At 65.1% G+C, this 21,222-nt stretch carries 19 protein-coding genes and 1 tRNA gene; 14 read left to right on the top strand and 6 right to left on the bottom strand.

Annotated elements, in window-relative coordinates; translation table 11 throughout:
- Window positions 1-40: 40 nt before the first annotated feature.
- From SAC06_RS02675 to secA, 3 genes are all read left to right on the top strand, one after another.
- Window positions 41-679: a competence protein ComF gene (locus SAC06_RS02675; RefSeq protein WP_350258672.1), complete on the top strand. Its 639-nt coding sequence runs from the start codon at window positions 41-43 to the stop codon at window positions 677-679.
- Window positions 680-798: 119 nt separating this feature from the next.
- The gene (gene hpf, locus SAC06_RS02680) at window positions 799-1,455 is read left to right on the top strand and encodes a ribosome hibernation-promoting factor, HPF/YfiA family (RefSeq protein ID WP_350258673.1); all 657 of its coding nucleotides are present in this window, start codon (window positions 799-801) and stop codon (window positions 1,453-1,455) included.
- 183 nt (window positions 1,456-1,638) lie between these two features.
- Complete coding sequence (gene secA / locus SAC06_RS02685) at window positions 1,639-4,485, top strand: preprotein translocase subunit SecA (RefSeq protein WP_350258674.1); 2,847 nt, start codon at window positions 1,639-1,641, stop codon at window positions 4,483-4,485.
- Window positions 4,486-4,525: 40 nt separating this feature from the next.
- Here the strand turns inward: secA and SAC06_RS02690 are convergent, their stop codons facing one another.
- Window positions 4,526-5,095 carry an Rv3235 family protein gene (locus SAC06_RS02690; protein WP_350258675.1) on the bottom strand — a complete coding sequence of 190 codons (570 nt, stop codon included), beginning with the start codon at window positions 5,093-5,095 and terminating at the stop codon, window positions 4,526-4,528.
- Window positions 5,096-6,611: 1,516 nt separating this feature from the next.
- On the opposite strand from SAC06_RS02690, the gene SAC06_RS02700 reads away from it, so the two are divergent.
- A complete protein-coding gene (locus SAC06_RS02700; RefSeq protein WP_350258677.1) occupies window positions 6,612-6,953 on the top strand; it encodes a hypothetical protein in 342 nt (113 codons plus the stop codon).
- 66 nt (window positions 6,954-7,019) lie between these two features.
- Here the strand turns inward: SAC06_RS02700 and SAC06_RS02705 are convergent, their stop codons facing one another.
- Window positions 7,020-7,769 carry a glutamine amidotransferase gene (locus tag SAC06_RS02705; RefSeq protein ID WP_350258678.1) on the bottom strand — a complete coding sequence of 250 codons (750 nt, stop codon included), beginning with the start codon at window positions 7,767-7,769 and terminating at the stop codon, window positions 7,020-7,022.
- A 49-nt stretch (window positions 7,770-7,818) separates the two neighbouring features.
- On the opposite strand from SAC06_RS02705, the gene hisN reads away from it, so the two are divergent.
- Window positions 7,819-8,616, top strand: coding sequence for a histidinol-phosphatase (gene hisN / locus SAC06_RS02710; protein ID WP_350258679.1), 798 nt, complete (start codon window positions 7,819-7,821; stop codon window positions 8,614-8,616).
- Here the strand turns inward: hisN and rsgA are convergent.
- Genes rsgA through SAC06_RS02725 form a run of 3 tightly spaced genes read right to left on the bottom strand, consistent with a single transcriptional unit; the run spans window position 8,600 to window position 11,353 of the window.
- Entirely contained in the window at window positions 8,600-9,619 is a 1,020-nt protein-coding gene (gene rsgA / locus SAC06_RS02715; protein ID WP_350258680.1) for a ribosome small subunit-dependent GTPase A, read from the bottom strand. The genes hisN and rsgA overlap by 17 nt on opposite strands.
- A complete protein-coding gene (gene aroA, locus SAC06_RS02720; protein WP_350258681.1) occupies window positions 9,612-10,916 on the bottom strand; it encodes a 3-phosphoshikimate 1-carboxyvinyltransferase in 1,305 nt (434 codons plus the stop codon). Before aroA ends, rsgA begins: the two co-directional genes overlap by 8 nt.
- A complete protein-coding gene (locus SAC06_RS02725) occupies window positions 10,916-11,353 on the bottom strand; it encodes a hypothetical protein (RefSeq protein WP_350258682.1) in 438 nt (145 codons plus the stop codon). The genes aroA and SAC06_RS02725 overlap by 1 nt, the downstream gene beginning before the upstream one ends.
- Window positions 11,354-11,388: 35 nt before the next feature.
- On the opposite strand from SAC06_RS02725, the gene SAC06_RS02730 reads away from it, so the two are divergent.
- The 3 genes from SAC06_RS02730 to SAC06_RS10190 all read left to right on the top strand — a co-directional run bounded on the left by SAC06_RS02730 (window position 11,389) and on the right by SAC06_RS10190 (window position 12,428).
- On the top strand, window positions 11,389-11,973 hold the full coding sequence (locus tag SAC06_RS02730) for a sigma-70 family RNA polymerase sigma factor (protein WP_350258683.1): 585 nt from the start codon (window positions 11,389-11,391) through the stop codon (window positions 11,971-11,973).
- Window positions 11,970-12,245 carry an anti-sigma factor family protein gene (locus SAC06_RS02735; protein WP_350258684.1) on the top strand — a complete coding sequence of 92 codons (276 nt, stop codon included), beginning with the start codon at window positions 11,970-11,972 and terminating at the stop codon, window positions 12,243-12,245. Before SAC06_RS02730 ends, SAC06_RS02735 begins: the two co-directional genes overlap by 4 nt.
- A 108-nt stretch (window positions 12,246-12,353) precedes the next feature.
- Window positions 12,354-12,428, top strand: coding sequence for a 50S ribosomal protein bL37 (locus SAC06_RS10190; protein ID WP_099331890.1), 75 nt, complete (start codon window positions 12,354-12,356; stop codon window positions 12,426-12,428).
- Window positions 12,429-12,491: 63 nt separating this feature from the next.
- On the opposite strand, the gene SAC06_RS02740 is transcribed toward SAC06_RS10190, so the two are convergent.
- Entirely contained in the window at window positions 12,492-16,199 is a 3,708-nt protein-coding gene (locus SAC06_RS02740; RefSeq protein ID WP_350258685.1) for a multifunctional oxoglutarate decarboxylase/oxoglutarate dehydrogenase thiamine pyrophosphate-binding subunit/dihydrolipoyllysine-residue succinyltransferase subunit, read from the bottom strand.
- A gap of 215 nt (window positions 16,200-16,414) precedes the next feature.
- On the opposite strand from SAC06_RS02740, the gene SAC06_RS02745 reads away from it, so the two are divergent.
- The 6 genes from SAC06_RS02745 (at window position 16,415) to SAC06_RS02770 (ending at window position 21,185) form a co-directional block, all read left to right on the top strand.
- Entirely contained in the window at window positions 16,415-17,713 is a 1,299-nt protein-coding gene (locus SAC06_RS02745; RefSeq protein WP_350258686.1) for a hemolysin family protein, read from the top strand.
- A complete protein-coding gene (locus SAC06_RS02750) occupies window positions 17,710-18,771 on the top strand; it encodes a hemolysin family protein (protein WP_350258687.1) in 1,062 nt (353 codons plus the stop codon). The genes SAC06_RS02745 and SAC06_RS02750 overlap by 4 nt, the downstream gene beginning before the upstream one ends.
- An 82-nt stretch (window positions 18,772-18,853) precedes the next feature.
- Complete coding sequence (locus SAC06_RS02755; RefSeq protein ID WP_350258688.1) at window positions 18,854-19,645, top strand: M23 family metallopeptidase; 792 nt, start codon at window positions 18,854-18,856, stop codon at window positions 19,643-19,645.
- The gene (locus tag SAC06_RS02760) at window positions 19,636-20,418 is read left to right on the top strand and encodes a glycerophosphodiester phosphodiesterase (protein WP_350258689.1); all 783 of its coding nucleotides are present in this window, start codon (window positions 19,636-19,638) and stop codon (window positions 20,416-20,418) included. Before SAC06_RS02755 ends, SAC06_RS02760 begins: the two co-directional genes overlap by 10 nt.
- Before the next feature lie 116 nt (window positions 20,419-20,534).
- The gene (locus SAC06_RS02765) at window positions 20,535-21,092 is read left to right on the top strand and encodes a biotin transporter BioY (protein WP_350258690.1); all 558 of its coding nucleotides are present in this window, start codon (window positions 20,535-20,537) and stop codon (window positions 21,090-21,092) included.
- 17 nt (window positions 21,093-21,109) lie between these two features.
- Window positions 21,110-21,185 (top strand) — tRNA-Arg (locus tag SAC06_RS02770).
- Window positions 21,186-21,222: the final 37 nt, after the last annotated feature.

Below are 21,222 nucleotides of genomic sequence, written 5' to 3' on the forward strand. Positions count from 1 at the left end.
GGGGGGAGCCGGCGTGGCCGCTTTCGACTAGAACTGAACCATGAGTCTGCTCTACCCGCAATCGTGCGCCGGTTGTGGCCGGTGGGATTGGCGGCTGTGTCCGGACTGCCAAATGCTGGCCGGGGCCGAGCCAAACTTGGGTTCACTCGACAACGATTGGGGGGTCCCCACGGTTCCCGTCTGGTCGCTGGGACGTTACGGCGGTCCGCTGCGGTCGATCATTTTGAGCGCGAAGCACGAGCGGGGGCAGAACCTGGACGGGTTCCTGTACCAGGCGGGGGCGACGCTGGCGGTGGCGGCCGCCGAGGTGCTGGAGCCGGCCCGCCAGATTTGGGTGGTGCCGGCGCCCTCCTCCTGGCGCCGGCGCTGGGATCGGCGGGAGATTGTCCCCTCGGTGGCCCGTGGGGTGGGAGACTCGCTGGCGGCCAGCCTGCCCGGCTCCCGGGTTCGCCTCGCCCCGGCGCTGAAGTTGCGGGTGGGTCGGCGCAGTCAGACGGGCCGAGGGTCCCGGGCCCGCCGGTCCGGACGCGAGGGGGCATTTTCGCTGGTTGCGGAACCGCCGCCCGGATGCGCGGTTGTGCTGGTGGATGATGTGCTCACGACTGGCGCCACCATGAGGGAGATGTGGCACGAGGTGGGGGAGCCGGTCCAGGTAGGCCTGGTCCTCGCCCGAGCGTAACGTCCGCGGATGTGTCGGCGATCACGTATGATTATTTAACCGGACAGTAAAGGAGGCGTTCGCGGCTTGGCTGGACCAAGCCTAATCCTGTCAGATTGTTCTCTTCCTGGAGGATCCTCATGGATATCATCATCAACGGTCGTAACACCGATATCAGTCCCACATTCCGTGAACTTGCTGAAGGCAAGCTGGAGAAAGTTACGCTCTTCTACCCGCGAGCTCAAAGGGTCGACGTCGTGGTCACCCGGCAAAAGAATCCGCGCCTAGCGGACACGGCGGAACGAATTGAACTGACCGTCTACGGAAAGGGCCCGGTGATTCGAGCGGAAGCCGAAGCTGCCGACCGTTACGCTGCGATTGACCTGGCGGTAGGGAAGCTCTACGAGCGACTCCGCCGCCTGCGCGACCGGGTGAAGGACCACCGGCGCCATCGGAACGAGCCCAAGCTTGAGGTGGAGTTGGATGCAGCTCACGGGGATTCGGCCGAGACGGGGGAGGACCTCTCCAATGCGGAGAACTTCCACCTGCGCAGCGCCGGCGACCTGCAGGTTGGGGAAGCCCGCGAAGAGCAGTTGGGGGACTCGCCGGTTGTGGTCCGGCAGAAGGTGCACGAAGCGGCTCCTATGAGCGTGGATGAGGCGCTGTACCAGATGGAGTTGGTGGGTCACCCGTTCTTCCTGTTCGTGGATGAGGACACCAAGCAGCCGTGCGTGGTTTACCACCGCAGCGGCTGGACCTACGGGGTGATCAGGCTGAACACCAGGGTTGACCTGTAGTTTTAGGTTTTTGATGGGGGGCTGCCCGCAGGGGCAGCCCCCCATTTTGCCGACTGGTCGGGGATTCACGCCCAGTCGGCAAAATGGGGGCAATGTCGCGTTTGGCCGCCATTTTCCGTAGACTGTCATGGGATAGGTGCAGGATTTGCACCAGACAAAATAGAGCAGAAACAAGGAGCTTCAGTGTCTCTTCTTGACAAGATTTTGCGGGCCGGCGAGGGCCGCACTTTGAAGCAGCTAGACCGAATTGCCGACCAGGTGGATGCTCTGGCCGAAGAGTTCTCGGCCATGTCTGACGAAGAACTGCAGGGGAAAACGGCCGAGTTCAAGGACCGCCTGGAAGCGGGTGAAACGCTGGACAACCTGCTGGTGGAAGCTTTTGCTACCGTGCGGGAAGCCTCGTGGCGGGTGCTGCACATGCGCCCCTTCCACGTCCAGGTGATGGGCGGCGCGGCCCTGCACCGGGGCAACATCGCGGAAATGAAAACCGGTGAAGGCAAGACCCTGGTGGCGACCATGCCCTCCTACCTGCGGGCATTGTCGGGCAAAGGTGTCCACGTGGTCACCGTCAACGACTACCTGGCCAAGTACCAATCGGACATGATGGGCCGGGTGTACCGGTTCTTGGGCCTGACTTGCGGCTGTATTCTGAACGGCCAAACCCCCGACGAGCGCCGCGAGATGTACAACTGCGACATCACCTACGGCACCAACAACGAGTTCGGCTTCGACTACCTGCGTGACAACATGGCCCAGCGGCAAGAGGACATGGTTCAGCGTGGACACAACTTCGTCATCGTGGACGAGGTGGACTCGATCCTGATCGACGAGGCTCGGACCCCGCTGATCATCTCGGGTCCGGCCGCCGGCGACCTGAACCACTGGTACACCGAGTTTGCCCGGATGGTGCGCACCATGGAGCGCGACGTCGACTACGAGGTCGACGAGAAGAAGAAGACTGTGGGCGTCCTGGAAGCCGGGATCGACAAGGTGGAGGACCAACTCGGGGTGGAGAACCTGTACGAGGCGGCCAACACCCCGCTGATTGGGTTCTTGAACAACGCAATCAAGGCCAAAGAGCTGTTCCACCGCGACAAGGATTACATCGTCCAAAACGGGGAAGTCCTGATTGTGGACGAGCACACCGGTCGTGTTCTTCCGGGCCGACGCTACAACGAGGGTATGCACCAGGCGATCGAAGCCAAAGAAGGGGTGGAGATCAAGGCGGAGAACCAGACGCTGGCCACCATCACCCTGCAGAACTACTTCCGCCTCTACCCGGAGGGTTCCCGGGCCGGTATGACCGGTACCGCTGAGACCGAAGCGGCCGAGTTTGCCTCCACCTACAAGATTGGGGTCGTGCCGATCCCGACCAACAAGCCGATGATTCGGGTGGACCAGCCCGACCTGGTCTACCCGACGCTGGAGGGCAAGCTCCGCGCGATCGTGGACGACATTCAGGAACGCCACCGCAACGGGCAGCCGGTCCTGGTTGGCACCGCCTCGGTGGAAAGCTCCGAACTGGTTTCCTCGCTGTTGCGTCAGCGCCGGATTCCCCACCAGGTGCTGAACGCCAAGCAGCACGAGCGTGAAGCTCAGGTGGTGGCAATGGCCGGCCGGAAGGGCGCGGTCACGGTGGCCACCAACATGGCCGGTCGTGGGACTGACATTATGCTTGGCGGAAACTCCGAGTTCATTGCTCAGGCGAATCTGGAGGCGGCCGGACTGGATCCGGTGGCCAACCCGGAGGAGTATCGGGCCGCCTGGCCCGAGGCGCTGGAGGCGGCCGAACGAGCCGTGGCCGCCGAACACGATGAGGTAGTTGAGCTCGGCGGGCTCTACGTCCTTGGAACTGAGCGCCACGAGTCTCGCCGGATCGACAACCAGCTGCGCGGCCGGTCGGGCCGTCAGGGTGACCCCGGGGAGAGCCGGTTCTACCTGTCGATGGAAGACGACCTGATGCGGCTGTTCAACTCTTCGATGGCGCAGCGGATCATGGCTTCGGGCGCGTATCCGGAGGACATGCCCCTGGAGTCCAAGGTGGTCTCCCGTTCGATCCAGTCGGCCCAGTCGCAGGTGGAGGCCCGGAACCAGGAGATTCGCAAGAACGTCCTGAAGTACGACGACGTCATGACCGGTCAGCGCGAACTGATTTACGGTGAGCGGCGCCGCGTGCTCGAGGGCGAGAACATGCGCGAGCAGATCCAGTTCTTCATGGATGAACTGATCACCGAGCTGGTGGCCCAGTTCGCTGCGGGTGAGGCCCCGGCGGAATGGGACCTGAAGGAGCTGTGGACCAACCTGCGCGGGTACTACCCGGTCTCGATCACGATTGACGAGGTGGAAGCCGAGCACGGGGGGATTTCAGGCCTGACCCGGGACGCCCTGACCAAGGAAATCCTCGGGGACATTCACACCGCATACGAGGAGTTGGAAGAGCAGATCAACGACAACCTGATCGCGCGGATCCAGCTGGGCGAGGAGCCCATGCGCGAGCTGGAGCGTCGCGTCGTGATCGCCACGGTCGACCGGCTCTGGCGCGAACACCTCTACGAGGTGGACTACCTGAAGGAAGGGATCGGGCTGCGGGCCATGGGCCAGCGCGACCCGCTCGTCGAATACAAAGACGAGGCGGCCCGCATGTTCCAGTCCATGATGGGCCGGATCCGTGAGGAATCCGTCCAGCAGGTGTTTGGCTTTGGCCGCCAGTTCGAAGCGGCGTTGGAACAGCAGGCGCAGGCTCAGGCCGAGGCGGCCGCCAGCTTGCAGCAGGCCACTGCCACCGGTCCGGCGGAGCCCGGCTCAGGTGACCAGACCGAGGCCGAGCCGGCTGCCGCTCCCGCCAAGCCCGCGGCCCAAACGGAGGGTGCGAACCTGGCTAAGGTTGCCTCCGTGATGGGTAACGTGGGTCGTCAGGCGCAGTCGAACCGGCTCACCACCCAGTCTGCCTCCACCGAAGCGCAGACGGGCAGTGGGAACCGGGCCCAGCGCCGCGCTCAGCAGAAGAAGCGGAAGAACAAGGGTCACTAGACCGAGTGGGCGGCGCGGGCAGAAGCCCGCGCCGCTTCTCTTATGCCACTTCAAGGGCGGTTAGCCTCCACCGGCCCCGGAAAATCTCCATTCTGAGTGCCACTGCTCGGCACCGCCGCTGGTCCTCAATCACGACGGAGGATTCCACCACGTGCTCGGTTAGCTGACAGATCCGGGCCGACCGCACCCGCGCCGCCATTGAGGCGGGTGGGTCGTCCGGCATCGCGGCCAGGCGAGCCCGGAGCCGGGTGTACAGGTGGGGATCCAGCCACCGCCTAACGCTGTTCAAATCCCGGCGGCCACCCAGAATGTCAAAGATGATCCGAGCGATGTTTCGGCTCCACACCAGGGGATCAAACACCTCGGGCACCGGCGGCGCGTTCTCCAGCTCCGCGTCGGTGGGAATCCGACGTTGGCGCGGGGCCCAGTCCCACCGCTGATCGGCCCGCAGGTCCCAGCGCAGCACCGGCAGGCCCGCCGGTGGCAGCGGCAAGGTGGGCGGGCGCTCACCGGGCTCGGGTGGAAAAAGTCGGGGGAGTGGATGGAATGGGGAGGCTGCCGGCGGGAGGGGTGCGGGCGACTCGCTGGGTTCGATTTCTTCAGGCTCCATTACTGTTCCTTTCAGCGTCTTTCAGTGGGGGGACCGCCAGGACTTGTCCCGGTTGAATCACGTTTGGGTTGGGGCCGACCATGTCGCGGTTCTTCAGGTAGAGCTCTCGCCACCGGGCGTCGATTTGAGCGTTGGTGGCATCAGATGGGAGCTGGCCGGCGGCTATGCTCCAGAGGCTGTCACCAACCTGCACCCGGATGGTGCTCTCGGTCGGATTGGGGGCGGGCGTGACCCCGGTCCCGGACTGTGCCCGAGAGCCGCTGGTGGCCGTTTCGAGCGGGCGAGCTGAGTTTGCGGAGAGGGAGGGGCGATAGCTGCTGGGCCCGGTCTGAGCTGGCCCCTGGTAGGGGCGCCCCACTCGGCGTGGGGGCCCGCTCCTGTGGCTGGGCGTCCTGGTTGGTGGGCTGGGGTCGGCCCGGACCGTGGTTGGGGTCGACACCGCGGGTGGGGCTGGGTCCAAGTCGACCCTCGGCGAGTCGATACTCGGGGGCGTGGGTGCGGGATCCAACCCGGACTCCGCGGCCGCGGTTGAGGTCGCCGAGTCAGGTATTGACGGCGCTGAGTCGACTGTCACTGGACCAGCTGGCGCTGAATCAACTGGCACTGAGTCAACTGGCACTGGGCCATTTGACGCTGGGTCAATAGACTCTGAGCTAGCCGGCCCAGATGGCACCGGCGCGGTGGCCACCAAGGCCGGCCCGGTCGGCCAGAGGTGGCTTTCCTCCGCGGTGGAACCGAGCCGGGGCCAAAGCGTCTCCCCCTCGTCGGCGTGGGCGGCAGGCAGGATCAAAGCTCCGGCCGCCAAACCACCGGCCCCCGCCGCTAGCATCCGCCGAGCCAGCGGGGTTCCGTGGGACAGCACCTGACTCCGGAGCGTTGCGCTCAGGCGCGCGGGCAACACCGACCATCTGGTCAGGCCGGCCAAAGTCAACCAACATAGGTGCCAGACGGTTACCAACGCCCCCGGTACTACCAGTGCCAACTGCAGCGAGGCGGTGGGGCTGCCGCGGCCAAGGGCTCCGAGAGCCGGCTCCAGGGCTAGCAGCCCGACGGCTACGAGGAGAATGGGCCACAGCCTGGGGGCAAGGGGGATCCCTCGGGCGTGACGGTGAGTTGGTGGGCGGTTCATGTCGGCTCCTTTGCGTTTTTCAATTACCCAAGCGTGCCTCTAGTCAATCGCAATTTCAACGGGGAAAAATTCGCGGGTATTACCGAATTGAAAAGACGTTCACTGCGTTTTGCACGTTCGCTCGTACCTGCCTGTGGATATTTCCAGCAGTTATTGAGGGGGCCGAGGAACCATCCGGGCTGGTCAATCGGGGGACGGCGACTCGCGGACGGGTTCTGTCCTTCCCCGCCGCAGGAGCCAAAGTGGTTGTCCACAGCAGGCAGTAGACTGTTCCTGAGCGCCATCGGGCACCGAAATGATACTTATGAGAGGCATTAATCGATGCGGAATTTCCTTCCCCTCACCGCTGAGGAGCTTAATTCGCCTACTCCGCCGGGACGTAAATCCGTGGAGGCTCTTCCCCCGGCTGACCTGAAGGGGGAGGCGCTGGAACTGTTCTACGAGGAAGCCTTGGCGGAGGCGGCCTTTGACTCTCTGGCCTTAGTTCTGGCCGACTCGAGCGCACTCCCGGCGCGGGTGGTCGCCATCGGTGCCGGCCCAATTGCCGAGTGGAGTGACGTCGACTCATTCCAGGTCGACGATGGGGATGTGCGCCGACTGATCGCTGCGGCGCGCCTGGCCACCACGCAGGAGGAACTGGACGAGTTGGTGGCGGACATTTGCGACTCGCCGCTGGCCTGGTACGACGCCACCGAACTGGCCGACCTGCGCCGACAAGCCCATAGTTGACCGGCCGGTAGTCACAGGCCCCTGGTCACCCGGACTCTGGTCACCCGGCCCCTGGTCACCTAGCAGCTAGCGCAGGTGGCGACTCTCCTGGTGCAACTGGGCAAAGTTCCTGAGCACTCGATGGGCCGAGCGGGTATTCACCCCGCGAACCCCGGCTTCAATTCTGGCTCTTTCTTCCAGCGGGTAGTAGCCCGCGTCCGAGAAAATATCAATTCGCAGCTCAATTGCCGCCTGGTCTAATTCCGGGTGGAATTGAGTGGCATAAACATTCTTCCCCGCCCGAATCATCTGAATTGGGGCTTGCTTTCCCGACACCAGGGTGACCAGTCCTGGGGCCAGTTCGGTAATCGCCTCGTGGTGCCCGACGTAGGCTCGGAACCTGGGTGCCACCCCGGTCAGCAGCGGGTCCCGTTGTCCCTCGTCAGTCAGGGTTAGCTCGGGTGCGGAAATCTCCTCGGCATAGGTCGAGTCGACCACTCCGCCCAGGTAAGTGTTCAGCGTGCCCATCCCGTAGCAGAGACCGAGGAAAGGAAAATCCGCCTCCAACACCCGGCCGTAGAGCTCGCGCAGCCCGGCCTCCACCTCCAACTGCCAGTCGGATTTGGACTCTTCGGGCGCACTGGAATCAAAGCGGGAGCCACACAGGATAATGCCATCCCACTCGTCTAACTTCAGGGCGGGAAACGGCTCGTGTTCCAGGCGCACCCACCGAAGCTCGTGTTCGGTCAAACCGGTGAATCCGAGCAGGGCTTGGCGCTCGTTGTGGGCAAGAACCTCCTGCTCACGGGAGGAAATCATGACAAATCGGCCAGGCATATGGGCAGTATAGTCCGGGGATTGGGTCGTTTACGATAACCTAAGACTCATGGACGATCCCCGCAAATACCTTGACGACTTGCGTCTTGCCCACTATCTGGCAGATTTGGCTGACGATCTGACGATGAAGCGGTTTGGAGCCGTCGACCTGCAGGTGGAAGCCAAGCCCGACCTGACTCTGGTCTCGGACGCTGACCGGGCAGTCGAGGACATGATTCGGAACCACCTGGCCACCTCTCGCTCCCGCGACGCCGTGGTGGGGGAGGAGCGGGGCGCCACCGGCTCGTCCCGGCGCCAATGGATCATCGACCCGATCGACGGCACCCACAATTTCGTTCGCGGGGTCCCCGTCTGGGCCACCCTGATTGCCCTGGTGGAGGACGGCGACGTCGTCGTTGGGCTGGTGTCGGCCCCCGCCCTGCACCGACGCTGGTGGGCGGCGACCGGGCTGGGCGCCCACACCGGCACCTCCCTGCAGCGCTGCCGCCAAATCCACGTGTCCAAGGTGCGGCACCTGGACGAGGCGTTCCTCTCCTACTCGTCGCTGGACGGGTGGTTGGAGGCGGACCGGGGCCGAGAGTTTTTGCGCCTGCAGTCCTCCTGTTGGCGCACCCGGGCCTTTGGCGACTTCTGGAGCTACATGCTGGTGGCCGAAGGCGCGGTCGACCTGGCGTGCGAGCCGGAACTGGCCCTCTACGACATGGCCGCCCTGGTCCCGATTGTGCGCGAAGCCGGCGGACGGTTCACCTCGCTCGAAGGCGAGGAGGGCCCCTGGGGTGCCAACGGACTGGCTACCAACGGGCACTTGCACGAGGCGGTGCTGGCCGCGCTCACGGTGACGGAGTAGCTACCGCCTCTAGCAGCCCCCGGGCCCGCTGAACCAGGTCCTGGCGCCAAGCCAAGTCCCCCTCGTCAAACGGGGCTTCGCCCCGCGCCCAAGTGTCGAGAGCGCACGACGGCTCGCCGGCCAGGTGAGAACAGTTTGGCAGGCAATACTCGGTGGCGGCGAGGGTGCCGGGGAAGACTCGGAGCACGTTTTCCTCCTCCGCGTGGGAGAGGCCGAAAGATCGGACCCCCGGGGTGTCCACCACCCATCCGCCTGCGGGCAGCTCCAACGCCACCGCCGAGGTGGAAGTGTGGCGCCCCTTCCCGGTCAGCTCGTTCACCTCGCCCACCTGGCGGTCAGCCCCGGGAATCAGCTCGTTGATCAGGGTGGATTTGCCCACCCCCGAGTGGCCCACCAGGACGGAGAACCGGCCGGCCAAAGCCTCGGCCAGCTCGCTCAGGTCCCCGCCGCGCTGAGTTTGGACCACCTGCAGGTCGAAGCCGGCAAACTGGCGCAGGAAAGGCGCCGGGTCGGCCAGGTCGGTCTTGGTCATGCACAGGATCACTGGGATTTGAGCTTCATCGGCGGCCACCAGGCACCGCTCCACCATCCCGGCGCGGGGGGTGGGGTCGGCGGCGGCGGTGACCACCACCAGCTGGTCGGCGTTGGCGACAACGATCTTCTCTCCGCGAGCGCCGGGCACCTCCTCCAGCGAGCGGCGCAAGACCCCGTGGCGGGGCAGGATTTCAACGATCCGGGCCAGGGTTCCACCCGTGCCGGACAGGTCCCCGGTCAGGTGCACCAGGTCGCCCATCACCACTGCGCCCCGGCCCAGTTCGCGCGCTTTCACGCACTGAACTCGGACCCCGTCGACGTAGACGGTGTATCGGCCCCGGTCGATCGCTACCACCTGGCCGCGCGCCGCCTTCGAATAGTCGGGTCGACGCTTGGAGCGGGGCCTCGAGCCTTTGCCCGCCCGAACTTTGACCCGTGGGTCGTCGGTGCCGCTGTCCTGCCTACCCACGGGCGAGCGCCTCTCCGAGGGAGGGGATCGCGGGCGAGTTGGTGCCGGCCAGCAGCGCTTCCCACCGGGCGGGAAACTGGGGCAGCGTCTTTTCGGTGCAGGCGATGTCGTCCACAGAGGAGCCGGGCAGGGCCAGTCCGAGGAGGGCGCCGAAGGTCGCCATCCGGTGATCGGCGTACGCGCGGAAGTCCGCGGGGTGGAGCTGGCCGGGACGAATGATCAGGCCGGTCTCGGTCTCTTCCGCCTCACCCCCGCACCGACGAATCTCGGTGACCAGGGCCGCCAGCCGGTTGGTTTCGTGCCCGCGCAGGTGGGCAATCCCCCGCAGGCGCGAGGGAGTGGTAGCCAGCGTGCACAGCGCCGCAATGGTTGGCGTCAACTCTCCGATCCGACCCAGGTCCAGGTCAACCCCTTCCCAGGGCGCTGAACCGGCTCGGACCACCAGGTCGGAGCCGTGCTCGATCACCTCGGCGCCAAAGAGTGGCAGGAGGGAGGCCCAGTCGGCCCCCGCCTGAGTGGACTCGGCAGGCCAGTGGCGCAGCGTCACCTGGCCCCCGCAGATGAGGGTGGCTGCCAGGAACGGCCCGGCATTGGACAGGTCGGGTTCGACGGTGATGGGCACCCCGGCCGGTCGGGTGGCCGAGGCGAGGTAGCCGTGGTCGTAGCGGACCGGGATCCCCTGGTCGGCCAGCATCCGGGTGGTCATTTCCACGTGGGCGGCGGAGGGAACGGTTCCGGTCAGCGAAACTGTGAAGCTTTGCGGAGCGGCCGGGGCGGCCAGCAGCAGGGCGCTCAGGTACTGCGAAGTGGCCGAGCTGTCCAGCGTCACCTCGGTGGGGAACTCGCCGGTGCGACCGGTCAGGGAGAAGGGTAGCGAGCCGGGTTCGCCGTGGTATTCGACCCGGGCTCCGAGCGCCACCAGGGCGTCCAACAGGTCCTTCAACGGCCGGGTGCGGGCCGCCTCGTCCCCATCAAAGCGGACGGTCCCCTCGCCAAAGGCCGCAAGCGCCGGGACGAATCGCATCACCGTCCCAGCTAGGCCGCAGTCGATCTGGCCGGACAGGGTGAACCGCTCGGGCGCGTGGACGGTCAGGTCTCCGGTGAAGCGAACCCCCAACTGCTGGAGCGCGCGGGCAGCCAGCAGGGTGTCCCGGCTCAGGAGCGCCCCGGTGATTTCCAGGGGCTGGCGGGCTGTGGCCCCAAGCAGGAGCGCCCGGTTGGTCTGCGATTTGGACCCGGGCAGGGTCACGCTGGCCCGCAGCGGGCCCCGTCGAGCCGGGGCCATCCACCTCGCCATCAAGACTGGCTGGGGGCGGTCAGTTCGCGGCGGAACTCGCGTTCCCAGCGGCGGGAGGGGAGGCCCTTGCGGTCCATGGTGGCCAGCAGCAGCCCGCCCACGGCCGAGCCGTAGCCGAGCAGTTTCCGCTTCTGGGCGGCGTCGAGGTGGGAGTGGCAGTTGACCGCCATCATGGCCGAGGTGGTGCCGGCCAGGAGGAAGGCGGCCGGGCGCTTGTGCTTGCCCACCACCAGGTAGACTCCGAGGAGGGCGGTGGCCGCCCCGGACAGGCGGGTGGCCAGTCGCACCCGGTCCGGGTCCAACTCGGACAGGCCCACCCGGTCTGCCTGACGCAGCACCTGCTTGACGTGCGGCTCCGGCTTCAGGGCGGCGCCCAGTCCGTCCGCGACCAGGGGGGCGACCAGCAGCAGGTGAGCTTTACCACGTAAAATATCCATAGCGCAATCATAGCCCGGCGGCAGAGAGGAACAAGATGGAGCCCCTCGATACGCCTCCGCTGCTTGAGGCCGGACCCGGCTCCGAGCGCGACAAGATTTTGACGCAGGAAGCAGTTTTTGCTGAGGAAGCACTGCCGCTGCTGGACCAAATGTACGGCGCGGCCCTGGGGTTGACGCGAAACCCAACCGACGCGGAGGACCTGGTTCAGGAGACGTTCCTGCGGGCCTACGACCGGTTTGACCAGTACACGCCGGGGACCAACATTAAGGCTTGGCTCTACCGGATCCTGACGAACCTGTACATTTCGCGCTACCGCAAAGTTCAGCGGGAGCCAGCCCAGGATGAGCTGGAGGAGTCCGGGACCACCGATGGGCGTTCGGCTGAGGCCGAGGCGATTGCGGCCCTCACCGAGGAGCAGGCCCGGGCCGCGGTCGACAACCTGCCGGAGACCTTCCGCCTGCCCGTGTACCTGGCGGACGTGGAGGGGTTCTCTTACCGGGAGATCGCCGAGATGCTGGAGATTCCTCCGGGCACGGTCATGAGCCGCATCCACCGGGGAAGAAAAATGCTGCGCAGTGCGTTGATGGAAGTAGCTGCCGAATATGGGATTGGGATATGAGTGACGGGATAAGCTGCAAACAGTTTCAAGAGCTGCTGGACGCGCTGCTGGACCAGGAGTTAGGGGAGGACGAAGCGGGTGTCCTGGCGGGCCACGTGGGCGACTGCCCCGGGTGCGCAGACCTGCAGGCGGCCGAACTGCACCTGCGGTCCCTAATTAAGGAGCGGCTGCACCAGCGACTGGTGAGCACCCCGCCCCACCTGCGGGCCCGAATCCTGGTGTCAATCCACCGGCAGACCCTGGTTCGATTGGACCCGCCCCGGCCCCACTGACGGGGAACCTGACTGGGCCGAACGGAAAACGTGTTTGAGATCTCGCTCGGGCCGCGGTGGCGGTATGCAAAGATAGAAGGGTTGACCTGAACCTGGGAGGAGAACGCGATGAGCAAGCGTGGACGCAAGCGTCGGGATCGCCGCAAGAAGGCCGCTAATCACGGTAAGCGCCCCAACAGCTAACACAGCTAAAAAAGGTCCCCCCGCCAGCTGGCAGGGGGACCTTTTTTGCCGCTGGGGCGACGGTCAGGCGAAGGCCTCGGCCAGGATTTCTTCGATCTCCTGCCGGTGCTTCCAGCCGAGCCCGGTGGCGGGGGCGCTGGCGGCTGCCCGCGAAACGACGGACACCTTGCGCTTCAGCTCCGGGAACAGGTTCAGAGCCAGGAACGGCCAGGGCCCCTGATTCTGCGGCTCGTCCTGAACCCAGACCAGGTCGGCGTGACCCAGGTTGGTCAGGGCGGCAGTCAGCTCGACCAGCGGGAGCGGGTACAGCTGCTCCAGGCGCACAATCGCAATGTCGGTCCGCCCCTGCTTGGCCCGCTCTTTGGCCAGGTCGTAGTAGATCCGGCCGGAGCAGAGCAGCACCTTACGCACGTTCGGACCGTCAAACTCCCGATCCCCCAGCACCGGCTGGAACTCGCCGCTGGTGAACTCGGACAGGCTTGAAGTTGCCGCGGACAGGCGCAGAAGCTGCTTCGGGGTGAACTCGATCAGGGGTTTGCGCGGGCGCAGGTAGGCCTGTCGGCGCAGCAGGTGGAAGTGGTTGGCGGGGGTCGAGGGCTGGCAGATCCGCAGGTTGTCTTCGGCGGCCAACTGCAGGTAGCGCTCGATCCGGGCCGACGAGTGGTCGGGGCCCTGCCCCTCGTACCCGTGCGGCAGCAGCATCACCAGGGATGATTGCTGGCCCCACTTCTGTTCCGCCGAGGAGATGAACTCGTCGATCACCGTCTGGGCGCCGTTGGCGAAGTCGCCGAACTGGGCCTCCCACAGCACCAGAGTGTCGGGGCGCTCAATTGAGTACCCGTATTCGAACGCCAGCGGGGCGTATTCGGACAGGGTGGAATCGTAGATGTAGAAGGGAGCTTGGTCTTCCACCAGGAAGTTCAGCGGGGTGAACTCGCGGCCGTCGTTCTGGTCGTGCAGGGTGGCTTGCCGCTGAACAAAGGTGGCCCGGCGAGCATCCTGACCGGTCAGGCGCACCGGGGTTCCGTCCATCAGCAGAGTGCCGAGGGCCATCAGTTCGGCAAAGCCCCAGTCCACCGGCACTTCCCCGCGAGCCATGGCCAGGCGCTTTTCTCCCAGCTGGCGAATCTTCTTGTGCGGCTCAAACCCGGCGGGGAACGCCACCTGAACTTCGCCGACCCGCTCCAACTGTTCGGCGGGGGCAGCCGAAGACCAGCCGATCATCATCCCGTGTCCGGGCAGCTGCGCGGTGGGGACTTCCAGGCCGTGACGTTCGTTCGCCTCGGGCTCCCAGCCGTGTTCGCGGGTCTCCTCCAGGATCGAGGAGAGCTGATTCTCGTACTGGCGGTGGTACTCGGTCGCCTCTTCCAGGGTGATGTCACCGCGTCCAACCAGGTTGCGGGTGTAAACCTCGCGGGTGGAAGGAATGGAATCGATCAGCTTGTACATCACCGGCTGGGTCATCGAGGGGTCGTCCCCCTCGTTGTGGCCGCGCCGACGGTAGCAGACCAGGTCGATCAGGACGTCCTTGTGGAACTCTTCCCGATACTTGAAGGCCAGTCGGGCCATCCGCACCACCGTCTCGGGGTCGTCCGCGTTTACGTGGAAGATGGGCAGCTGCATGCCCTTAGCCAGGTCGGTGGGGTAGCGGGTGGAGCGGCCGGCCGTGGGACCGGTGGTGAATCCAATCTGGTTGTTGACGATCACGTGCAGGGTGCCGCCGGTGCGGAACCCGTCCACCTGACTCATGTTGAAGATCTCCGAGACGACGCCCTGGCCAATGAAGGCCGCGTCGCCGTGGATCAGGAGGGGGAGGACCGGGAACGAGGGGTCGCCCAGCTCGTCCTGCTTGCCGCGCACCACCCCTTCCAGAACGCCGTTGGCCGCCTCCAAGTGCGAGGGGTTGGCCGCCAGGTAGACGTTGGTTGCCACCCCGTCGTCAGCCGAGTAAACACCCTCGGTTCCCAGGTGGTACTTGACGTCGCCCGAGCCGTACTGGTCCTTGTGTTTTTGCCCTTCGAACTCCGAGAAGATCTGCGCAAACGACTTTCCAGCGATGTTGGACAGCACGTTCAGCCGGCCGCGGTGGGCCATGCCGATAGCCACCTCGTTTAGGCCGGAGCGGGCCGCGGAGTTCAGGACCGCATCCAGGAGCGGAATCAGCGACTCGCCCCCCTCCAGGGAGAAGCGTTTCTGGCCGACGAACTTGGTTTGGAGGAACTCCTCGAACGCTTCGGCATGAATCAGCGTCTCCAGAATCTGGTGCTGCTCCTCTCGCGAGGGTTTCTGGTAGGGCTGCTCCACTTCCTTTTGCACCCACAGCCGCTGGGCGGGGTCCTGGATGTGCATGTACTCGATCCCGACGCTGCGGGTGTAGGTGTCGCGCAGTTGTCGCAGCAGGTCCCGCAGCATCATCTGGTTCGTCCCGCCGAATCCGCCGGTGGGGAAGACCCGGTCCAGGTCCCAGACGTTCAGCCCGTAGCGGGACAGCTCCAGGTCCGGGTGGTGGCGCACGCGGTAGGCGAGCGGATCGGTGTCGGCGGCCAGGTGGCCGCGGGAGCGGTAGGCGTGGATCAGCTCGACAATCCGGGCCGGCTTGCCCTTGTCGCGCTCCGCGTCGTAGACGACGTCGCGCTCCCACCGGTAGGGCGGGTAGGGCACTTTCAGCGAGGAGAAGACGCGGTCGTAGAAGCCGTCCTCCCCGGTCAGTTTGCGGTGGACGAGGCGGAGGAACTCACCCGAACCGGCGCCCTGGATCACCCGGTGGTCGTAGGTGGAGGTGACGTACATGATTTTCCCGACCCCGATTTGGGCGAGGCGCTCCAGCGGGAGGCCCGCCCACTCGGCCGGGTAGTCGGTGGCGCCAACGCCGATGATGACCCCCTGGCCGGGCATCAGCCGCGGCACCGAGTGGGTGGTTCCGATCGTGCCGGGGTTGGTCAGGGAGACCGAGGCCCCCTGGAAGTCGGCGGCGCTCAGCTGACCGTCGCGGGCCCGCACAATCAGGTCGTTGCAGGCATCGCGGAACTGCAGGAACGTCAGGGTGTCGGCCTCTTTCACCACCGGTACCAGCAGGGAACGGGAGCCGTCAGCGCGAGGCACATCGATGGCCAGGCCGAGGCCCACGTGGGCGAAGTTCTCAATCGAGGGTTTGCCGTCCTGCTCCAGGTAGCGCACGTTCATGGACGGCATCTCCACCAGCGCCTCCACCAGCGCGTACCCAATCAGGTGGGTGAAGGAGACCTTGCCCCCAACGGTGCGCTCCAGGTGGGCGTTGATCACGGCCCGGTTTTCGATCAGCAGCTTGGCGGGAATCTGGCGGGCCGAGGTGGCGGTGGGGACGGCCAGAGAGGCCTCCATGTTCTTCACCACCGCGCGGGCCGACCCCTTGAGGCGGGCCACTGCCTGCTCGGGGGCCGCCTGACCGCGTCGCGCGGCCGGGGAGGACTGGCCGTGGGTGCGAGTGTAAGGCGAGGTCGCCTCGCTGACGGCGGTGGGCGGGGCGGGTGGCAGGTCGGAGCGGGCGACCGAGACCACATTTGTCTCTTCGCCGGCGAAGGCCTCCTCAGCCGAAACCGTGGACTCGCTAAGGAGCGCCTCGGTTCCCTGATGGGCCACCGCGTTCACTCCCTCTTCTGGCTTTCGAGTGAAGAACTCCCGCCAGGCCGGACTGACCGAATCTGGTGAGGCGATAAACGCCTCATACATCTGTGCGACGTACCATTCATTCGGACCCCAGTCACTGTGTTCCGACTCGATGTTGGTAGTCAAAGAAGCCCCCTTGCAACGTGGTGTGTTTCCCCTAGTCTATGCCGGTTTGAGGACCAATGTCTCGATGTGAAGATAATCAACTAACCCTTGAGGAAGTGCAGACCAAACGGGTAATCAACCAAGACGATTTGTTGATCTTCCTCGCACTGTTCTGACGGCCAGGACTTGACCAGCTATGATTGACAAATCATGGACAGTGACAGTTACACCCGCACATGTTAGTAGATGTGTTATTGATCCTGCTGGGCATCGTGCTCACGTTTGGCACAGCAGTTTTCGTCGCCGCAGAGTTCTCGTTCGTCGCGCTGGACCAGGCTTCCGTCGCTCAAAAGGCGGAAACCGGGGGTGCGCGGATCAACCTGGTGCTCAAAGGCCTCCGCACCCTCTCCACCCAGCTCTCGGGCGCCCAGGTTGGGATTACCCTGACCACCATTTTGCTGGGCTACACCACCCAGGTGGCATTGGCCGACCTCCTCACCGAGTGGATGGGTGGGTGGGGCTGGGCCGTCGCCGGCCTGGTGGCCGGGCTGGTGGCCGCCCTCCTCGTCAACGGTTTCTCGATGCTGTTTGGCGAGCTGGTGCCCAAGAACATGGCGCTGGCGGACCCGCTCAAGACCGCCTCGCTGGTCGCCCCCCTGCAGTTGGGGTTCACCTGGCTGTTCAAGCCGGTGATCACCATGTTGAACGGATCGGCCAACTTCATTCTGCACCGGTTCGGGATTGAGCCCCAGGAAGAGATTTCCTCGGCGCGCTCGGCGGCTGAGCTGGAAGCGCTAGTGCGCCACTCGGCCGAGCTTGGAACCCTGGACGAGGGGACCGCGGACCTGCTGACCAAATCCATCACCATGGAGGGTCTGACCGCGCAGGACGTGATGACCGACCGGGGGCGGATGACCACCCTGACCGAAGAGTCGACCGCCGCCGACGTGGTAGAGGCGGCCCGTGCCAGCGGCCACTCCCGCTTCCCGATCATCGGCTCCACCAGCGATGACGTGGTCGGGCTGGTGAACCTGCGCCGGGCGATTGCGGTGCCCTACGAGCGCCGAGGCGAAGTCCCCGTGATGTCCTCCTCCCTGTCGATTCCTCCGCCGCTGGTTCCCGAAACCATGCGGTTGGCTCCGCTCCTGGTCCAACTGCGCGACGAGGGGATGCAGATGGCGGTCGTCGTGGACGAGTACGGCGGCACCTCGGGCATCGTCACCCTGGAAGACGTGGTGGAAGAGATCGTGGGCGAGGTCAGCGACGAGCATGACCGGCGCCGCCTCGGGATCCGGACCGCGGGCCCGGGTCGCTATCGGGTTCCCGGGACCCTTCGGCCTGATGAGCTGGCGGACCAAACCGGGATTGACCTGCCTGAGGATGGCCACTACGAAACCCTGGCGGGGCTGGTCATCTCGCACCTGGATCGGATCCCCGAAGTCGGGGACCGAGTGGAAGTGAACGGAGTAACGCTGGAAGTTAGAGCGATGGAGCGGCGCCGGATTGTCACGCTGCTGGTGGAGGAGAAACGATGAGCCCGTGGTGGGGCCTGGGCCTAACCGTAGTGTTCCTGGCCATCAACGCTTTCTTTGTCGGCGCCGAGTTCGCCGTCACCAGCTCCCGACGTTCCCAAATTGAACCGCTGGTCGCCGAGGGGCGGCGCGGATCGGCGCAGGCGCTCTATGCCCTCGAACACGTGTCCCTGATGCTGGCCATTTGCCAGCTGGGGATCACCGTCATGTCGACTTCGCTGGGCGTTATTGCCGAGCCGGCCCTGGCTCACCTGCTGGCCGTTCCCCTGGAAGCCCTGGGCGCCTCGTCGGTCACGGTCCACGCGATTTCGTTCGTGCTGGCCCTGCTGATCGTTCTCTACCTGCACGTGGTCTTCGGTGAAATGGTGCCGAAGAACATTTCGATTGCGAACCCGCAGAAGCTGCTGCTGTGGTTGGCGCCTCCGCTGGTGACGATTGGCCACGTGATCCGCCCGCTGGTGGTAGCGATGGACAAGACCGCCAACTGGTTCCTCCGCCGGTTCCACATTGAGCCCAGTGCGGAAATTTCTGCCACCTTCACGGTGGAAGAGGTAGCCAACATCGTGCAGATCTCCCAGGAGGAAGGCAAGCTGACCGACGAACTTGGGCTGCTGACCGGGACCCTGGAGTTCTCGGCCGAACAGGCCCGCGGGGTGATGGTCCCGTTGGAATCTTTAACCACCGTCCAGGACACCTGCACGCCGGCCGAGTTGGAACGGGCGGTCGCTCAGACCGGCTACTCCCGGTTCCCGGTGGAGCGCGGCGGCCAGATCATCGGGTACGTCCACGTGAAGGACGTCCTCTACGCCGACGAGGAAACCCGCGAACAGGTCATCCCCGAATGGCGAATCCGGCCGCTGATCCGGCTGGAAGCCGACGAGGAGATCGAAGAGGTTCTGCGCCAGATGCAAAAGTCCGGGACCCACATGGCGGCCGTCGTGCCCGATCTGGACACTGAGAGCGAGGACCTGCTCGGCCTGATCTTCCTGGAGGACGTGCTGGAGCTACTGGTGGGCGAAGTTCGAGACAGTCTGCAGCGGACCATTGGTCCGCCCGCCTAGCTTAGTGATAATCTTCTCACGGGCCGAAAGCGGCTCCCGATTGGCGGTAGGCTAGCAACAAAATCGGAAGGATTCAGTGTTGGTGACAGCAAGTGAACAGCCGCAGTGCCCGCTGCCCTCTCGGCGGCAGGTGCACGCTCCTGCTCACCGTCCCGCTCGTCCTTCCCGCAAACCCCAGGTAATGCTCGGGGTGGTTGCGCTCACCGTTCCCCTGGTTGGCTTCGCTTCTGCAGCGCAAAAGGACCCGGGAACCGAGAAGGTGCTGGGGAACTTCGGGGGGCATGAGGACTGGGGCAACGCCGAGTCGATCTCAGATGAGTTGCTGGCGGTCCCGGCCGCCGCCTCGCGCGCCAAAGTGCGAACCCCGATCGAAGTGTGCGTCGCCGCCGATCAGTCGGCCGACGGGGCGCGCCAAGTCCTGCAGCGATCAAACACGATCTGGCCCCTGCAGGAGGGGTCCTTCACCGTGGCTTCCGAGTTCAGCTGGCGCGTTTCGCCCATCTCGGGGGAGTTGTTGCAGCACGAGGGGGTCGACCTGGCCGCCGCGTCAGACACACCCATCTATGCCGCCATGGACGGAATCGTCACCGAGGTGGGTTACAACGACCGCTCCGGCAACTACATTGAGTTGACCCACGAGACTGACGACGGCATCTACCACACCTACTACATGCACCAGTGGGCGGAAAACATCCTGGTAACTGAGGGTCAGGCCGTCACCGCGGGTGAGCAAATCGGGGGCGTCGGCTCGACCGGATGGTCGACCGGGCCCCACCTGCATTTTGAGGTGCGAACGGCCGCCGACGAGCCGGTGGATCCGGTTGAGTGGCTGGCCGCTCACGACGCTGTCTATCTGGGGGAGGCGTGCCAGTGATCCCGGTGGCTGCCAACCCGTATCCGCACATTTTTGCGCACCGGGGAGGGGCGGACGAAGCCCCGGAAAACACTCTGAGCGCGTTTCGCCAGGCCCAGAGCCTCGGGGTGCGCTACCTGGAGACGGATGCCCAGCTGACGGCCGACGGGGTCGTGGTCCTCAGCCATGACGAGGTGGTGGACCGATGCTACGACGGGACCGGCCCGATTAGCTCCTTCACCTGGGATGAACTGTCCAAGCTGCGAAACTCCGCCGGGGAAGCCATGCCCCGTCTCGACGAGGCGCTGGCCGAGTTTCCGGACCTGTACTTCAACATTGATGCCAAGACCGACGAGGTGGCCGAGCCGTTGCTGGAGACGCTCACCGAGGCCGGGGCCCTTGGTCGCTCTTTGATCGCCTCCTTCTCGGAGAAACGGCTGAACCGGATTCGTGAGCTGGGAGGAGAGGAACTCTCCACCTCGCTCGGGGTTGCGGCAGTGGTCCGACTGATGCTGGCGGCCGAGACTGTGTCCGCGGCTGAGACCTGGCGAGTCGACGGTCCAGGCCGCTCCGTCCGCGCCGTGCAGGTGCCGGAGAAGACCAGGGGGATCCGGGTGGTCAATCCCAGGTTTATTGCGACCGCTCACACAGCCGGGCTGGCAGTGCACGTTTGGACCGTGAACGAGCCGGCCGCCATGGTTCGACTGTTGGACTGGGGCGTGGACGGGATTGTTACCGACCGGCCCACGATGCTGCGCGAGATCCTGCGGGTCCGCGGCCAGTGGTCCGAGTAGGTTAGCGCCACCATTTCTCGATTTCTCAACTAGCCGCGCCGAGCTCTGACCAAAGTAGTTCAAGAGTTGAAAGACCTGCTACAGTGGTGGGCGAACCCGAACGAAAGGTTTTTTTGATGAATTCAGTAGTCCGTGCTCGCGTTCAAGTGAACTCGCTAGTCCGTAGTGCCGCAGCTGTTGTGGGTGGAGTCGCCGCTCTGACGCTGCTGTCGCAAGTCACCATCCCGCTGCCCTTTACCCCCGTCCCACTGTCCCTCGGGACGCTCGGGGCGATGCTGCTGGGGGTCTTCCTTGGATCCAAGCGAGGAGTCGCCGCCGCGGCTCTGTACGCGGTCCTGGGAATGGTCGGAGCCCCGGTCTTTGCCGGATGGAGTTCCGGCGTGATGATTGTCTCTTTTGGTTACGTGCTGGGCTATGTGGCTGCCGCCGGCCTAATGGGTCTTTGGATGGAACGCGCCCGCCACGGGGGTTACTTCTCCGCCCTGGGGGCAACCTTGGGAAGCAGCGTAATTATCTATCTTTTCGGCCTTGGCTGGATGATGGGGATGTTCGCCATGCCGCTGGAACAGGCCCTGGCCCTGGGGGTCGTGCCGTTCCTGGTGGGCGATGCGCTCAAGTCTTTGGTGATCGCCGGCACTGCCCGCGCGCTCAAGGGACGTCGCATTCCCTGGTAGACTAGATGAGTCTACTGGCCCCGATAGCTCAGTGGATAGAGCGTTCGCCTCCGGAGCGAAAGGTCGCAGGTTCGAATCCTGTTCGGGGTACCAACACACTGGCGTGATAGCGCCGAAAGGTCCCGCTTAT

This window comes from Scrofimicrobium sp. R131 (assembly GCF_040256745.1).
GTDB lineage: Bacteria > Actinomycetota > Actinomycetes > Actinomycetales > Actinomycetaceae > Scrofimicrobium > Scrofimicrobium appendicitidis.

Coding starts and splice junctions, on each gene's coding strand:
- SAC06_RS02675 (WP_350258672.1), top strand. CDS start 41: ATGAGTCTGCTCTACCCGCAATCGTGCGCCGGTTGTGGCCGGTGGGAT.
- hpf (WP_350258673.1), top strand. CDS start 799: ATGGATATCATCATCAACGGTCGTAACACCGATATCAGTCCCACATTC.
- SAC06_RS02690 (WP_350258675.1), bottom strand. CDS start 5,095: ATGGAGCCTGAAGAAATCGAACCCAGCGAGTCGCCCGCACCCCTCCCG.
- SAC06_RS02705 (WP_350258678.1), bottom strand. CDS start 7,769: ATGCCTGGCCGATTTGTCATGATTTCCTCCCGTGAGCAGGAGGTTCTT.
- hisN (WP_350258679.1), top strand. CDS start 7,819: ATGGACGATCCCCGCAAATACCTTGACGACTTGCGTCTTGCCCACTAT.
- aroA (WP_350258681.1), bottom strand. CDS start 10,916: ATGGCGAGGTGGATGGCCCCGGCTCGACGGGGCCCGCTGCGGGCCAGC.
- SAC06_RS02725 (WP_350258682.1), bottom strand. CDS start 11,353: ATGGATATTTTACGTGGTAAAGCTCACCTGCTGCTGGTCGCCCCCCTG.
- SAC06_RS02730 (WP_350258683.1), top strand. CDS start 11,389: ATGGAGCCCCTCGATACGCCTCCGCTGCTTGAGGCCGGACCCGGCTCC.
- SAC06_RS02735 (WP_350258684.1), top strand. CDS start 11,970: ATGAGTGACGGGATAAGCTGCAAACAGTTTCAAGAGCTGCTGGACGCG.
- SAC06_RS02745 (WP_350258686.1), top strand. CDS start 16,415: ATGTTAGTAGATGTGTTATTGATCCTGCTGGGCATCGTGCTCACGTTT.
- SAC06_RS02750 (WP_350258687.1), top strand. CDS start 17,710: ATGAGCCCGTGGTGGGGCCTGGGCCTAACCGTAGTGTTCCTGGCCATC.
- SAC06_RS02765 (WP_350258690.1), top strand. CDS start 20,535: ATGAATTCAGTAGTCCGTGCTCGCGTTCAAGTGAACTCGCTAGTCCGT.